14 protein-coding genes are annotated in these 14,588 nt (G+C 68.0%); 7 read left to right on the top strand and 7 right to left on the bottom strand.

The annotated features are described in order from the left end of the window. Positions 1-60: 60 nt before the first annotated feature. Both cysC and KCTC_RS06745 read right to left on the bottom strand, forming a co-directional pair. Positions 61-1,611, bottom strand: coding sequence for an adenylyl-sulfate kinase (gene cysC, locus KCTC_RS06750; RefSeq protein WP_125567947.1), 1,551 nt, complete (start codon positions 1,609-1,611; stop codon positions 61-63). Between the two features lie 34 nt (positions 1,612-1,645). Then, positions 1,646-2,698 carry a hypothetical protein gene (locus tag KCTC_RS06745; RefSeq protein WP_125567945.1) on the bottom strand — a complete coding sequence of 351 codons (1,053 nt, stop codon included), beginning with the start codon at positions 2,696-2,698 and terminating at the stop codon, positions 1,646-1,648. A 107-nt stretch (positions 2,699-2,805) separates the two neighbouring features. On the opposite strand from KCTC_RS06745, the gene KCTC_RS06740 reads away from it, so the two are divergent. The 6 genes from KCTC_RS06740 to KCTC_RS06715 all read left to right on the top strand — a co-directional run bounded on the left by KCTC_RS06740 (position 2,806) and on the right by KCTC_RS06715 (position 7,165). Beyond that, complete coding sequence (locus KCTC_RS06740) at positions 2,806-4,176, top strand: polysaccharide biosynthesis tyrosine autokinase (RefSeq protein ID WP_125567943.1); 1,371 nt, start codon at positions 2,806-2,808, stop codon at positions 4,174-4,176. After that, entirely contained in the window at positions 4,169-5,050 is an 882-nt protein-coding gene (locus KCTC_RS06735; protein ID WP_125567941.1) for a nucleotidyltransferase family protein, read from the top strand. The genes KCTC_RS06740 and KCTC_RS06735 overlap by 8 nt, the downstream gene beginning before the upstream one ends. Beyond that, positions 5,047-5,748: a hypothetical protein gene (locus KCTC_RS06730; protein WP_125567939.1), complete on the top strand. Its 702-nt coding sequence runs from the start codon at positions 5,047-5,049 to the stop codon at positions 5,746-5,748. The genes KCTC_RS06735 and KCTC_RS06730 overlap by 4 nt, the downstream gene beginning before the upstream one ends. Positions 5,749-5,828: 80 nt before the next feature. After that, entirely contained in the window at positions 5,829-6,236 is a 408-nt protein-coding gene (locus KCTC_RS06725; RefSeq protein WP_125567937.1) for a helix-turn-helix domain-containing protein, read from the top strand. Further along, positions 6,236-6,664: a hypothetical protein gene (locus tag KCTC_RS06720; protein WP_125567935.1), complete on the top strand. Its 429-nt coding sequence runs from the start codon at positions 6,236-6,238 to the stop codon at positions 6,662-6,664. The genes KCTC_RS06725 and KCTC_RS06720 overlap by 1 nt, the downstream gene beginning before the upstream one ends. Before the next feature lie 129 nt (positions 6,665-6,793). Continuing rightward, entirely contained in the window at positions 6,794-7,165 is a 372-nt protein-coding gene (locus KCTC_RS06715; protein WP_125567932.1) for a phosphomannose isomerase type II C-terminal cupin domain, read from the top strand. Between the two features lie 63 nt (positions 7,166-7,228). On the opposite strand, the gene KCTC_RS06710 is transcribed toward KCTC_RS06715, so the two are convergent. The 3 genes from KCTC_RS06710 to rfbB form a co-directional block, all read right to left on the bottom strand. Beyond that, positions 7,229-8,626 carry a sugar nucleotide-binding protein gene (locus KCTC_RS06710; RefSeq protein WP_125567930.1) on the bottom strand — a complete coding sequence of 466 codons (1,398 nt, stop codon included), beginning with the start codon at positions 8,624-8,626 and terminating at the stop codon, positions 7,229-7,231. After that, complete coding sequence (locus KCTC_RS06705) at positions 8,619-9,836, bottom strand: AAA family ATPase (protein WP_125567928.1); 1,218 nt, start codon at positions 9,834-9,836, stop codon at positions 8,619-8,621. Before KCTC_RS06705 ends, KCTC_RS06710 begins: the two co-directional genes overlap by 8 nt. Before the next feature lie 64 nt (positions 9,837-9,900). Then, on the bottom strand, positions 9,901-10,896 hold the full coding sequence (gene rfbB / locus KCTC_RS06700; protein WP_125567926.1) for a dTDP-glucose 4,6-dehydratase: 996 nt from the start codon (positions 10,894-10,896) through the stop codon (positions 9,901-9,903). 58 nt (positions 10,897-10,954) lie between these two features. Here rfbB and rfbA point away from each other — a divergent pair, with 58 nt between their 5' ends. Next, complete coding sequence (rfbA, locus tag KCTC_RS06695) at positions 10,955-11,818, top strand: glucose-1-phosphate thymidylyltransferase RfbA (protein WP_125567924.1); 864 nt, start codon at positions 10,955-10,957, stop codon at positions 11,816-11,818. Here the strand turns inward: rfbA and KCTC_RS06690 are convergent. Beyond that, positions 11,801-13,015: a polysaccharide biosynthesis protein gene (locus tag KCTC_RS06690; RefSeq protein WP_125567922.1), complete on the bottom strand. Its 1,215-nt coding sequence runs from the start codon at positions 13,013-13,015 to the stop codon at positions 11,801-11,803. The genes rfbA and KCTC_RS06690 overlap by 18 nt on opposite strands. Positions 13,016-13,029: 14 nt before the next feature. After that, on the bottom strand, positions 13,030-14,475 hold the full coding sequence (locus tag KCTC_RS06685) for a sugar transferase (protein ID WP_125567920.1): 1,446 nt from the start codon (positions 14,473-14,475) through the stop codon (positions 13,030-13,032). Positions 14,476-14,588: the final 113 nt, after the last annotated feature.

Here is a 14,588-nt window from a genome sequence, read left to right as displayed (position 1 = left end):
CGGAGTCGCGTGACGAGGGCGGGCCGAACTTCCCGCACTGGGAAGCGGACCCGAAGTCCGCTACTCGCGGAGTCTCGGCACGATCGCAGCCACCAGCGAACTGATCTGGTCCGCTGCTGCGCGTGCGGCGACGGGGCCCTTGCGGTACGGGTCGTCGACGTCCAGAGCCGGGTCCGAGGCTCCGCGCGTACGCGCCAACTCCGCGACCAGCGCCCGACCCGTGGTCTCGCTCCTGCTGATGGCCTCGGCCGCCTGGCCCAGCGTCAACACCTTGGTGAAGTACGCCGGGTGGTCGTCGAGGATGTAGGACCGGTGGCTCGCTTGAGCCGTCAGCACCAGGTCGGCCTCGGCGAGCATGTCCACGGTCAACGGCCGGCTTCGGAACTCGCCCGGATCGATTCCCTCGGCCAGGACGGCGGCCATCTCTGACTCCATCGGCGCAGCCGTGAAGCCGTGCGTACCGGCGCTGCTGATCGTCAACTCCGGGGCGAGGGCTCGCGCGGTGAGCTCCATGAACGGGCTCCGGCAGATGTTGGCCGTGCAGACGAAAAGCACCTTCAACGGGCCCCTGGGGTCCGTGGTCGACGCCGTCGGGGCGTGTACCGCCTCCGCCACCGGCTCGAGGGCTTCCTCGATGCTCAGGCCGGTGGTGTCGATGCGTACGTCCGCGTCCTCTGGCTCCTCGTAGGGCGCGCTGATACCGGTGAAGTCGGGGATCTCGCCGGCGCGCGCCTTGGCGTACAGCCCCTTGCGGTCGCGCCGCTCGCACTCCTCGATCGGCGTCGCAACGTGGATCAGTACGAAGCGGCCGCCGGCCTCCTCCACCATCGCTCGCACAGCCTTGCGGGTGCGGTCGTACGGCGCGATCGGACTGCAGACGGCGATTCCGCCGTGGCGGGCGATCTCGGCGGCGACCCAGCCGATGCGTCGGATGTTGGTCTCGCGGTCCTCGGGGCTGAAGGTGAGGCCCGCGCTGAGGTTGCGACGGACGATGTCCCCGTCGAGGGACGTCACGGTGTGGCCGGACTCGAGCAGTTGGTCGACGAGTGCGCGAGCGAGAGTGGACTTGCCGCTGCCGGAGAAGCCGGTGAAGAAGACGACCAGGCCGCCATTGCCCTCGACCGGGGCCGATGCGCCGTCGAGCTCGACCGGGTCATCGGTGTACGCCGCGATCACGGTGGCACGGTCGGCCGCATCAGCGTCCGCCGGAAGCGGGACCGCGACGACGGGCGTACCCGGGATCACCGAACGGATGGTGGCGACACTCGCCGTGCCGGTGCCGACGAGCGCAAGCACGACTGCACCCTTGGTCAGTGCCAGTTGCCTCAGCTGCGCTTCGGACAGCGGTGCCGACACCGCGACGAAGGTACGCCCGGCGTACGCGCTGCGCGCCTGCTCGGGCGTGAGGTAGAGCCGGTGGAAGGGGCGGTGGACGAAGCCGGTCCAGTTCTCCACGCGGCCTGCCACGAGGTCGGCCACGGGTGCCCCTTCGGGGTCGATCACCGCTGCGTCGTCGGTCGCCCATCGCACCGGTCCGGGGAGGGCGCCAGAGGCCACCAGATCGAGTTCATCGAGTTCGCGTGCCGACGCGGCGTACTGGGGGAGTGACACGCCGACATCCTCGCACGCGGTCGGTCGTCGGGTCCTAGGGGAAGGTGACGATGCCTGCCCCCGGCGAGCCGGTGCCGCCGATGCCGATGAGGAGGTCCTGGCCGCCGTTCGCCACGGTGGTCGCGCTCACGACGCTGATGGTCCAGGCGCCGCCGTTGGCCCAGCCGCTTGAACCGCCGGTCGCTCCGCCACCGACGCCACCCGGGGCGGGTGAACCGGCACCGCCGCCACCGCCTCCGCCACCGAACAGATTGAGCAGGCCACCGTTCTTGCCGTTCTGGCCGGCGGCTGCGGTGCTTCCGACGTTGGTCGTCCCGCCGTTGCCGCCGTTGAGGGTTCCGGTGCTGCCTCCTCCGGCGCCCGCGCCGGCGACGCCGAGCGTCGTGGGGGCAGCACCCGACCATGTCTGGTTCGCGGGGCAGCTTCCGGGCGCGGCGCCGCGGACCACGCCGATGCTCGTGGCGCCACCGCCGCCGCCGCCACCACCGGTCAGCGCTGCGGCGCCGTTGCCGCCCGAGTCATAGCCGGATCCGCCGCTGCCGGCGATCGCGGCGAAGCCACCCGAACCGCCTGCGCCGACGACGACCACGACGACATCTCCGCCGACCAGGCCGGAGATCGTTCCCGACAGTTTGGCTCCGCCTCCGCCGTTGCCACCGAGCAGGCCGGTCAGGCCGCCAGCGCCACCGCCGCCGGCCGTGATGGTGAAACTCGCCGTCGTCTGACCGGCGGGCACCGTGACGCAGTACGTGCCTGCGGTGGCCTTGTTGAGGCTGGTCGCCGAGGCTGCCGCGGCAGCCTCCGGAAGGGCCAGCGACGTGATCCCGAGTCCGACCACCACCCCGGCGCGCTTGAGCGCGGTACGCCGCCCGATCCCGCCGCTGATGATCAGACCGAGGGCATGGAGTTCGGCCACGGCTGGAGCACTGAGATCAATCGGTTCGCCGGCCAGGATGTCCGTCCAGACGTCAGCGACCTCGCCCGTCAGATGGTGTGCGACGAGCTTCCCCTCGTCGAGGACGACATAGGAGTCGTCGATCCTGCGGCTCACGACCTTCGCCGCGACCGTCACGAGTGCATGCGCCATCGTCTGTCGTTCCCCAGTCTTCAGGAGTCGGCCGCTCCCCGCGCCCAGACCTGTGCCTGAACTGTATCCGCGGCCGCTTGGGTGCGTACCCGATCGGTAAACTTCCCGTGGATCCCGGCAGTCGCCCGCGGACCCGTCGGTTCGGAGGCGTCGTGGTGGTTGCGCTCTACCTTCGTCGTGTCCGGCGGCTGTGGTGGGTGCTGATCGCTGCAGTGGTGCTCGGGCTCGGCCTGTCGGTCCTGGGCTACCAGTCACAGACGCCGCGATACGTGGCGATCACGCAACTCGCCATCGGGCACTCAGGCACGACCGCCGGCGACGAGTTCGAGGCGCACAACCTCATCCTCTTCCGCGCCCAGGCGTTGGCCGGGGTGGCCGACAAGGCGCCGGTGATCCAGAAGGCAATGGAACGCGCGGGCGTGACCGGTTCGCTCCCGCAGGTGGTCACCAACTCCGGGGACAGTTCGCTGGTCGCGATCGCGGTGGTGGACACGGATCCGGTCCGGGCTGCGAAGGTCGCAAACGGTCTCGCCGCCGTCCTGCCGGCCGAGCTCGCTCATCTCGTGGGCCCGCTGGACACGGGCCTCACGCTGCACGTCACGCTTCCCGCAGTGCCGCCGTCCGCACCGTACTCTCCCGTGAAGAAGCGCTGGCTCGAGCTCGGGCTCGCCCTCGGGCTGGCACTCGGTCTCGGGATCATCGCCGCCATCGACGTCCTGGACCGGAGCCTTCGCGACGGGGATCAGTTGGTCGCCGTGACCGGCCGACCTCTGCTCGCGGTCATCCCGCGGCGCGTACGCCTCCCTCTGCCCACCCGTGGGCCGAGGCCTTCGCGGCGGCAGGCCGAGGGTCATCGGAGCCTTCGCGCTGCCGTGGTGGCCAGCGGCGCGAAGGTCGTCGCCGTCACCAGTACGACCGCCGGGGAGGGTCGGACCAGCGTCGTGACCCATCTCGGCGCTGCCCTCCACGCCTCGGGTCGGCGCGTACTGATCGTCGAGGCGGACCTGCGCCGTCCCACGTTGGCGAGTCACTACGGTCTGAGCGGCGACGTCGGGCTGTCCCAGGCCCTCCACCGACATCTCCCCGTCCGGACGGTCATCCAGGACGCGGGTGTGGGACCGAAGGTGCTCGTCGCCGGCCGTGCCGAACGGGAGGACTCCGACCTCTTCGGGGACACGCGTTTCGCGGACCTGCTTGCTGACCTCGGTGCCGAGGTCGATCTGATCCTGATCGACGCACCCCACATCGAGCGCAACGCGTCCGCAGAGGTCGTCTGTGCGGCGGCGGACGCGACGATCGTGGTCGCGCGCATCGGGCGGGTGACGCCGGCCCGACTGCGTTCAGCGATGGAGATGCTCAGCCGGAGTGGCACGGTGGTGCTCGGTGTCGTGGCCAACGCATCTCGCGGCGGCTCGGCGGCCGACGCAGCCCTGCGTACGCCGCTCGCTCGTGTGAGGAGGAGGTGGCGTCGTGGCTGATGTCGACCTCGAGGTGCAGGCCAACAACCTGCGGGTCGACCTGCTGACCCTGGACGCCAGCCGCTGTCTGGCACGAGCGGACATCCCGCACGTCCTCATCAAGGGCCCGACCACGTCGCTGTGGTTGTACTCGCCGCCCCGGGCGTACGCCGACGTCGATCTGCTGGTGCCGGCCAGTCGTCTGCCGGACGCGATCGACGCGCTGCGAGCAGGCGGAATCGCGGATGGTCACGCCGTCGGTGCTCCCCACGAATGGGGGCACAGCGTCGAGCTGCGCAGCGCCTCCGGCTTCGAGGTGGACCTGCACCGTTCGCTGCCGTCACTTCCGGTCGATGGCGACTCACTGTGGGCCGAACTTCGCCCTCACTTCGTCGACTTCGATCTCGGCTCCGGCCAGGTGCCGGCGCTCGACGAGGTCGGTCGTTGCCTGACCGTCGCCTTCCATGCGCTGTCGGGAGGTGGCGATCTCTCCCGGCGGTGGGATGACCTGACCCTGGCGTACGCACGCGCCGATGCCTCGGCGTGGGATCAGGCTCGGGCCATCGCCGTCCGCCTCGGCGCCGCTGACCTCTTCGATGCGGCCCTCACCCGTGTGGGTGTCGACCCGCCGCAGCCGCTCAGCCGCCGGGCCCGTCTGGCTCTGGGTGATGCGGAAGCACAGGTCATCGCGCTCGACCGGATGGCCACGACGCCATGGCGCGGTGTGCCGATCTTCCTGCTGCGCGAGGTGTGGCCGACCGCCGACTTCATCCGCGCCGCGTACCCGGACCTCAGCGCCCGCAGGGCAGGGGTCGTACGGGCTCGGGTGCGTCGGTGGCTGCGCATCCTGTCGGCCCTGCCGGGCGCTCTCCGGGCGTACCGGAGCGCCCGATGACGTGGACGAAGCTCAGCTCGCGGGCGTACGGATGCGCGGTCTCGATCTATGCCGCGGAACATGTGGACGTCCGGGAGCATCTGCCGTTCTGGTGGCGCGAGGAAGAACTCGAGGCCGAGCAGCACGTGGCGATCCATCCCGGTGACGACATCGCCGGGATGATCCATGAGCTCGAGTTCTGGGTCGCCGAGCATGCGACCGAGGCGGTGTTCATCCATGCCGGGGTCGTCGCCGTCAACGGCGCCGCGCTGCTCCTTCCCGGCATGTCCCGGGTCGGCAAGTCCTCCCTGGTCGCGGCGCTGCTGCGACACGGAGCATCCTACGGATCAGACGAGTACGCGCTGCTCACCCCGGACGGGTTGGTGCACGCGTATCCGCGCAGACTCGTGATGCGTACTCCTGAGGGTCTTCATCGCGTGGATGCGACCGACCTCGGTGCGTCATCGGTGATGGAGCCCGCCCGGATCCACGCGATCGCCGACCTGACTTTCGAGGACGGTTCCGACTGGGCTGTCGCCCCCATCTCGAGGAGCGCAGCCGCGATGCGTCTGCTGGACAACGCGGTGGCGGCCAGACGTCGACCGTACGAGGTGCTGGCCGCCGTCACCGATGCGGTCGCGACTGCTCCGGTGACTGTCGCTGGCCGTCGCGGCGACGCCGATTCGGCGGCGATCCGACTGCTGGAGATGCTGGGCTGATCCGGGTCCGGACGGGTGTGTGAGGAGGCTCACGCGACGCCCGCTTGCAACTGCTAGCAATAGTTAGCAATACTTCTCTCATGGTTACGAGCAAGGTTGGGATGGCCGTCGGTTCCCTCGGCGACTACCTCAAGGAGCAGCGTGTCGGCGCCAAGCTGTCGCTGCGCCAACTTGCCGACCAGGCGGGTGTCTCAAACCCGTACCTCAGCCAGATCGAGCGTGGTCTGCGCAAGCCCTCGGCTGAGGTCCTCCAGCAGATCGCCAAGGCGCTGCGGATTTCGGCGGAGCAGGTTTACATCCGCGCCGGCATCCTCAGCGTCGAGGAGGAGTTCGGAGGATCGGTGGAAGTCGCCGTTCTCGGCGATGCCCGTCTGACGGAGCGACAGAAGCAGTCACTGCTTGACGTGTACGCGTCGTTCCTTGCTCAAAACACTGCCAACCCCATTGCCGAGGCCCAGACCGCGGCGCCACTTGAAGGAGAAAACTGATGGCTACCCTGCCGAAGATTGAACTGCCGAAGATCGAGCTGCCGAAGGTCGAGCTGCCCAAGTTCGAGCTGCCGAAGGTTGAGCTCCCGAAGGTGGAGCTGCCGAAGATCGAGCGCCCGACCCTCGCCTCGGTGAAGGCCCAGATCGCTGACGCCCGCAAGGCCGTCGCCGGTTTCGACGCCAAGGCCGTTGTTGCCCAGGTGAAGGCTGTTGACACCAAGAAGGTCATCGCCGACGCGAAGGCGTTCGACGCCAAGGCGTTCGTGACCGGCCTGGTCAAGAAGACCGAGGCTGTCGTCGAGGCTCCGGTCGCCCCGGCGAAGCCGGCCGCCAAGAAGGCTCCGGCCAAGAAGGCTGCTCCGGCCGCCAAGAAGGCTCCGGCGAAGAAGGCTCCGGCCAAGAAGGCTCCGGCTGCCAAGAAGGCTTGATTCAGTGAGGCCGCTTGCGGCCGACTGATCGAGATACATCAGGGAACCCGCGCACCGTTTCGGTGCGCGGGTTCACCTATTTGGTGGGATGTCATGTTCCGGCCACCCGCGTCGGTTACCGTTTGCATCGTGATCGGTGATTCCGAAGTTCGCCCGTGGGGCAGTTGGGTCGTCCTCGATGAGGGCGACGGTTACAAGGTGAAGCGGATCAACGTGAACCCGCATTCGCGGCTCTCGTACCAGACCCACGATCATCGCAGCGAGTGGTGGTCGGTGATCTCCGGCACGGCCTCCTCGGTGATCGACGGCAACGTCGTCCACACCGGTCCCGGCCAGTCGGTCGAGGTCGCTGTCGGCGTGCCACACCGGATCGTGAACGAGCAGGACGACGAGCTCGTCATCATCGAGATCCAGCGCGGTGACTACTGCGGCGAGGACGACATCGTCCGGCTCGAGGACGACTTCGGCCGGGTTCCGGCAGCGCGTACGCACTCCCACTGACGAACCGAAAGGCCCCCGGCACCGCGTTGATCCCAACGCCGTCCGGGGGCCTTCGTCGCCTGCTCAGGCGAGGTAGGCCTTCAGTGCTTCCATCGCATCCGTGGGTTCGAAGCCGGTCGCCCGGATCCTCGCCAGGTTCATCGCGGAGTTCTTCGGGCGGGGGCTGATCAGCTTCCCGGCAGCCACCTGCTCGGCGAAATACTCCTCGGTCGACGTGGCGCCGACATCCTCACGAGCTCGGCCACTCAGTGCGTACACCTCAGCGGCGATCGCCTGCCACGACATCGGCTGGCCACCGTTGGTGACGTTGTACGTGCCGAACGGCGCCTCGATGTCGAGGAGATGCTTGATCGCGCCGGCGAGGGTGTCGGTGAAGGTCAGGCGGCCGATCTGGTCGTCCACCACCTTCGGCGAGATGCCCTTGCTGGCGAGGGTCGCCATCGTGCGTACGAAGTTGTTGCCGTCGCCGATGACCCACGACGTACGCAGGATGTAGTGCCGCGGCGCGGTGGCCACCGCGATGTCGCCGGCAGCCTTGGTCTGCGCGTAGACGCCGAGGGGGGAGAAGGCCTCGTCCTCGGTGTGCTCCTCGGCGGTCCCGTCGAAGACGTACTCACTCGACACGTGCACCAGCGTCAGGCCGTGCTCGCGCGCAGCGGCTGCCAGGTTCGCCGGAGCGACCGCATTGGCCTTCCAGGCGACCGGACGGCCCTCGGGGGTCTCAGCCGCGTCCACAGCCGTGTACGCGGCCGCGTTGAGGATCGTGGCGTACTCGCTCCACGGCCAGGCCGCGACCGCGGAGGCGTCGGAGATGTCCAGTTCGTCGAGGTCGACCTGGACCGCGCCGGGGTAGACCGCCGCCAGAGCCCGACCGAGTTGGCCCTTCGCCCCGACGATCAGAGTCTTCTTCGGAGCCATCGGCGTCACATCGGCCAGGCGCGGGTTGTTCTGGTCCTTCTCGCTGATCTCGACCTCCGCGGAGTCCAGCGGGATCGGCCACGGGATGCCAGCGGTCTCGTCGGCGAGGTTGAGCGCGGGATAGGTGAAGCCGGCCACGAAGTGGTCGTTGACCAGGTAGCTGTAGACCGTGCCGTCCTCGAGGGCCTGGTAGGAGTTGCCGACGCCTCGCGGCACGAAGACCGCGACGTCAGGCCCGATCTCGATGTGGAACGTGGCGCCGAACGAGTCACCCTCACGCATGTCCACCCAGGCTGCGAAGACGCTGCCGCTGGCGACCGAGACGAACTTGTCCCACGGCTCGGTGTGGATGCCGCGGGTCGCGCCCCGGGAGGCGTTGAACGACATGTTGTTCTGCACCGGTCCGAAGTCGGGCAGGCCGAGCGCAGTCATCTTCGCGCGCTGCCAGTTCTCCTTGAACCAGCCGCGAGCGTCGCCGTGGACCGGCAGATGGACCACCAGGAGCCCCGGGATCGGGGTCCGCTCAACAGTCAGGTCAGTCATGGGTCTTCCTCTTTCGGATCTCCGGAACCACGAGGTCGGGGATGGCGCGCTTCATGAATCGGTCGAAATGCGGAACGGTGAACGCCGCGTAACCGTGCTCGGGTGTGTACAGCAGGCCGAGGTTGATCAGTTCGGCGCGCGTGGGGGCGACCTGCGAGGAGGTCCGCCCCAGCAGTGTGGCCACATCGGCGGCCTTCTGCGGTTCGGGTCCGAGCTCCGCCATCGCGCGCAGATAGACGCGCTGCAATTCGGTGGAGCGGTCCAGACGTACGCGGAAGAACGACGAGTCGAGTTTCGACTCGTAGAGCGGCAGCGCCGTGTGGATGTCGTCCGCCGTGATGACCGGGCCTTCCGCGATTCCCCAGACGGCGTACCCGAGTTCCTGCAAGAAGTACGGGTAACCGCCGGTGATGTCGAGAGCAAGTGCAAGCGCCTCCGGCGCGTACGCTGCTCCCTCCTCGGCGGCTGGCTCGCTCAGCGCCCGCATGGCGTCCTCGCTGTCAAGGGTGACGATGTGGGGGAACTTGAACAGGCGTTCCGCGTACGACTTGGCGTCGCCCGCGAGTTCGGCGATCTGCGGGAGGCCGGCGCCGACCATGGTCACCGGGAGAGCTCGTTGCACCGTCTTGTGAAGCGCCGCGATCAGCGCCTCCAGCTGGACCTTGGACAGGAACTGGATCTCGTCGAGCAGCAGGATCACCCCGCGGTCACTGGCCTGGGCAGCCTCGCCGACCGCGACCATGAGGTCGGTCAAGTCGTATCGGAGATCGCCGCGGTCCGCGAGGCCGGTCAAGGCATCGACATCGAGGCCGGCGGTCAACCCACCGGTCGGATCCACCGTCAGGGAGAAGGCTCGGAGGACACCGCCAGCCCGGTGCAGCCGGTCCGACCAGCGCGAGCGGGGAGAGAGCTCGAGAAGCGCGGTCCGCATCCACGCAGCGATGTTGCGCCGGAAGGCAGTGTCGTCGTGCTTGCTGATCTCTTCCTCGATCACGACCCAGTTCTGTGCGATCGCCTTGCGGTAGAAGCGTCCGAGCAGGACCGTCTTCCCGACGCCCCGAAGCCCGGTGATGATCATCGACTGTTCGGTGCGGCCGGCGGTCAGTCGGTGCAGCAGCAGGTCGAAATTCTGGAGTTGGTCGTCGCGTCCGACCACCGCGACCGGCTGCGCGCCGGCGTTGGGAGTGTACGGGTTTCGGACGGGATCCATGAACAGATGTTATCGAAGTTAGTGAGAGTTAGGAAGATTTGATAATCCTTAGTAACTCTTGAAACTACTGGCCCTGGGAGGCGTACTTGGCCTCGACTTCGGCCTTCTTCGCGCGCCACCAGGTCTCGTTGTCGCGGTACCACTGGATGGTGTCGGCCATGCCGGACTCGAAGTTCTGGAACTTCGGCGTCCAGCCGAGTTCGGTACGCAGCTTGGTCGAGTCGATCGCGTACCGCAGGTCGTGGCCGGCGCGATCGTTCACGTGCTCGAAGTCGTTCTCGTCGTGGCCCATCAGGCGCAGGATCAGCTTCACGGTGTCGAGGTTGTTCTTCTCGCCGTCGGCGCCGATGAGGTACGTCTCGCCGATCGCGCCCTTCTCCAGGATCGTCAGGACAGCCGAGGAGTGGTCGTTGGCGTGGATCCAGTCACGGACGTTGAGGCCGGCGCCGTAGAGCTTCGGCTTCACACCATCGATCAGGTTGGTGATCTGACGCGGGATGAACTTCTCGATGTGCTGCCACGGCCCGTAGTTGTTGGAGCAGTTCGAGATCGTCGCCTCGACGCCGAACGACCGGACCCAGGCGCGTACGAGCAGGTCCGAGCCCGCCTTCGTCGAGGAGTACGGCGAGGAGGGGTTGTACGGGGTGGACTCGGTGAACCGCTCCGGGTCGTCGAGCTCCAGGTCGCCGTACACCTCGTCGGTGGAGATGTGGTGGTAGCGGACGCCGTACTTGCGGACCGCTTCCAGCAGCGTGAAGGTGCCGATGATGTTGGTGGTGACGAACGGGCTCGGGTCGTTGAGCGAGTTGTCGTTGTGCGACTCGGCCGCGTAGTGGACCACCGCATCCGCCTCGGCCACCAGCGGGTCGACCACAGCGGCGTCGGCGATGTCGCCCACGATCAGCTTGACGCGGTCCCCGAGGCCGTCGACGGACTCCTTGGAGGCCGCGTACGTCATCTTGTCGAGCACGGTGACCTGGGCGTCGGTGTTCTCGACCAGGTAATGCACGAAGTTCGAGCCGATGAAGCCCGCACCGCCAGTCACGAGGATGTTCTTCACGGCCCACACCTTATCGGTGGGCGGACGGACCGGTCCGATCCTCGATAGGGTCACGGGCATGAAGGGCATCATCCTGGCCGGTGGCACCGGCTCACGCCTGCATCCGATCACCCTGGCCGTGAGCAAGCAGCTCATGCCGGTGTACGACAAGCCGATGATCTACTACCCGCTCTCGACGCTGATGCTGGCCGGGATCCGGGACATCCTGATCATCACCACGCCTCACGATGCCGAGGCTTTCCAGCGGCTGCTCGGGGACGGTTCGCAGTTCGGGATCAACCTGACCTACAAGGTGCAGCCGTCGCCCGACGGTCTCGCACAGGCGTTCACCATCGGTGCCGATCACATCGGCGACGACCGGGTCGGCTTGGTCCTGGGCGACAATCTCTTCTACGGTGCCGGGCTCGGCGAGAAGCTCCGCCGGTTCGAGTCGCTGGAGGGCGCCGCCGTGTTCGGCTACCGCGTCGCGGACGCCACCGCGTACGGCGTCGTCGAGTTCGACGAGAACTTCCGGGCCATCTCGCTGGAGGAGAAGCCCGAGAAGCCGAAGAGCCCGTACGCGGTCCCGGGCCTCTACTTCTACGACAACTCCGTGGTGGAGTACGCGCGCAACCTCAAGCCGTCGCCGCGTGGGGAGCTCGAGATCACCGACCTCAACCGGATCTACCTCGAGGCCGGCACCCTGCAGGTCGAGGTGCTGCCCCGCGGCTCGGCCTGGCTCGACACCGGCACGATCTCCGACCTCAACGACGCGGCCAACTACGTACGCGCGATCGAGTCGCGTCAGGGCGACAAGATCGGTGCCCCGGAAGAGGTGGCCTGGCGGATGGGCTGGCTCTCCGACGAGCGGCTCGCCGAACTCGCCCGCCCGCTCGTCAAGAGCGGATACGGGAGCTACCTGCTCTCACTCCTGGCGGAGTAGCGCCTCCAGTCGCCACCACTGCCAGGCCGCGGCAATCGCCTGGATGGCGGTCACGCCGACGGCAGCGCCCGTCGTGCCGTACGCCCACGCGCCGATCGCGACGAGGGGGAGCCCCACCACCGCTGCGAAGGTCCAACTGCGGGCGACGTCATGAACCCGCTCGAGAGCCAGCAGTGCCGCCCCGCCGATGAAGTCGGTCATGATCACCAGAGCCAGCGTGGCTGCGAACGGGATCGCGATCGACGGCTGGATCCGGATCGAGTTGTGTGACAGCAGCCGCCCGACCCAGGACGCGGCGAACACGAACCCGACGGCGACCACGACGGCAGCACATGTCCAGACCCGGAGTGCGACCCGGATCCGGTGGTGGAGGACAGCGCGGTCAGGGGAGTGCAGTCGGCCTTGCGCGGTCCCCACGAGTGGGCCGAGCGCGCCGGCGGCGTAGCCGCGGATCCGGTCGGCGAGGGCGTACGTGGCGATCGCCGGCAGGCGGAATGCCGAGACGATCGTGATCGGCAGGGAGCCGATCGCGTTGGTCGCCGTGGTGATCAGGACAGCCGCACGCTGCTGGCGCAGCATCCGCCAGGCGTGCCTACGACCGAGGTCGAACCGGGCTCCGAAACTCTCCGCACGGCGTACGAAGAAGAACACCAGCAGCAGGTCGCAGACGAACTGCAACGCGATGTACCAGAACATGTTCTTCGTTGCGACGAGCACCACAAGCCCGATCACGGTCGCCGCCGCCCGCGGCACGGCGTCGAACAGGATCGTGAGGTCCGGTCGCGACGAACCTGTGTAGTAAAACATCCCGTTGAGTCCGCCGGGGATGAGTGCGGCCGCCTGCGCCACGCACAGCCACACGTGGTCGCCCGGGGGCGCTACGACGTACGCTGCCGCGCAACCGATCGGGAACGCCAGGCCGAGGAGCCACAGCCGGGGTCCCACCGAGTCCGCGACGTACTGTGCCTGGCCCCGGGGATCGCGCGCCGCCACCGCGCTGGCACCGACGGCGCTCCACCCCCAGCCGACGAACTGGCTGCTGAAGTAGCCCACGGCCTGGCCGACCGCGACGGCCGCCCATGCTGCCGGGCCGAGCGTGGAGAGGATGACCGGGACTGCGGCCAAGCCCGTGAGCAGCGCCAGGACCGTCGGTCCGAACGAGAGCGCGATGTGGCGCCTCAGGCCCGCCTGTGACACAGCGTGAGGACGCGTCAGTACGCGCCGTGGCCCGCGGTGATGACTCGGAACGTCTTGATCAGGATGTTGATGTCCTGGAGCATCGACCAGTTGTCGACGTAGTAGAGGTCGAGACGGATCGCCTCTTCCCAGGACAGGTTCGCGCGACCGGAGACCTGCCAGAGGCCGGTCATGCCTGGGCGTACGCGGAGGCGGCGGGTCATGTGCTTCTCGTACTGCGCGACCTCATGGACGAGGTTCGGTCGCGGGCCGACCAGGCTCATCTCGCCGCGAAGGACGTTGATGAGCTGCGGGAGTTCGTCCAGGGAGTACTTGCGCAAGGTGCGACCGGGGCCGGTGATGCGCGGGTCGTCCTCCATCTTGAAGAGCCCGCCGGTGTAGCCGGCCTGCGCGTGCAGTGCGGCCAGCAGATCCTCGGCGTTCGGCACCATGGTGCGGAACTTCAAGCAGGAGAACGTACGCGCGTTGCGGCCGACGCGCGTCTGGGCGAACAACACCGTGCCGCCGTCGTACAACTTGATGCGCAGGGCAATCGCGAGCATGAGCGGGCTGAAGATGGTCAGCAGCAGCAAGGAGCCGATCACGTCGAAGACGCGCTTGGCCTTCTGGGTGGCGTGACTCCAGCGCGGACCGTCGATGTGCATCAGCGGAAGACCGCCCACGGGGCGTACCCGCACACGCTCGCTGGAGATGTCGTTGACATTCGGAGCGACGATCAACCGGGTCGCGTCCTGCTCGAGGCTCCACTGGAGCTGGCGCATGTCGCGGGAGTTGAAGTCGGTGCCGCCGGCCAGGAAGACCACGTCGGCGTCGCCGGAGACGCGGTGGATCGTGGTGAGGTCGTCGTGGCCGATGATCGGGATGCCGCCGGGCGTCTCGGTGGCCGAGCTGGGGCACAGGGCGCCGACGACGCGGTAGCCGAGCCACGACTCGCGGCGCAGCACGTCGGCGATGTCGTCGACGTTGCTGACCGACCCGGCGATGACCGTACGCTCCTGCAGCTTGCCCTGGATGCGGGCGAGGTGGACGCCGTGACGGATCAGGCGGCGCCCGATCAGGAGGGTCGGGACCCCGATGACGAACATCAGTACGAAGAAGCCGCGGGCCAATGAGAAGTGCGCGAGGTAGCAGGCGACGCCCACGATGCTGACGCTGTAGAGCGAACCGTGCAGAACCCGCTTGTACTCATCCGCGCCCGCGCCGAAGACCTCGGCCTGATAAGCCCCGAAGCCGCCCATGACCGTGATCCAGAGAACGACGATGATCGGGCCCGCGATGAGCAGGTCGGTGTTGGCCAGGTGTGCGGTGTGCGGAGCCAGGTCGTGACCGATGGCGGCGAGGATCATCGTCAGGACGATGATGACCGCGTCGGACACCAGTGCGGTCAGCGGCAGGAACCTGAGGGTACGGCTCTGACGGGTGACCCAACGAAGAGCACGGCGCTCAGCGAGGAGTGTCATTAACGCACCTCCGCCCGAGAGCCCACGTCCAGATAACGCCAAAGGGTGACTGGAGTCACGCCCGCCCGAGGAATCTAGGGTACGGGACGAAGTCACTCTTGGGGACGGGACCG

Source organism: Nocardioides baekrokdamisoli (assembly GCF_003945325.1).
GTDB classification, from domain to species: domain Bacteria; phylum Actinomycetota; class Actinomycetes; order Propionibacteriales; family Nocardioidaceae; genus Nocardioides; species Nocardioides baekrokdamisoli.
The sequence above is the reverse complement of the archived record's forward strand: the minus strand, read 5'-3'. Positions and strand labels throughout refer to the sequence as shown.

Excerpts from the sequence above, each read along its gene's own strand:
- KCTC_RS06745 (WP_125567945.1), bottom strand. The coding sequence starts at position 2,698 with ATGGCGCATGCACTCGTGACGGTCGCGGCGAAGGTCGTGAGCCGCAGG.
- KCTC_RS06730 (WP_125567939.1), top strand. The coding sequence starts at position 5,047 with ATGACGTGGACGAAGCTCAGCTCGCGGGCGTACGGATGCGCGGTCTCG.
- KCTC_RS06725 (WP_125567937.1), top strand. The coding sequence starts at position 5,829 with ATGGTTACGAGCAAGGTTGGGATGGCCGTCGGTTCCCTCGGCGACTAC.
- KCTC_RS06720 (WP_125567935.1), top strand. The coding sequence starts at position 6,236 with ATGGCTACCCTGCCGAAGATTGAACTGCCGAAGATCGAGCTGCCGAAG.
- KCTC_RS06710 (WP_125567930.1), bottom strand. The coding sequence starts at position 8,626 with ATGACTGACCTGACTGTTGAGCGGACCCCGATCCCGGGGCTCCTGGTG.
- KCTC_RS06705 (WP_125567928.1), bottom strand. The coding sequence starts at position 9,836 with ATGGATCCCGTCCGAAACCCGTACACTCCCAACGCCGGCGCGCAGCCG.
- rfbA (WP_125567924.1), top strand. The coding sequence starts at position 10,955 with ATGAAGGGCATCATCCTGGCCGGTGGCACCGGCTCACGCCTGCATCCG.
- KCTC_RS06685 (WP_125567920.1), bottom strand. The coding sequence starts at position 14,475 with ATGACACTCCTCGCTGAGCGCCGTGCTCTTCGTTGGGTCACCCGTCAG.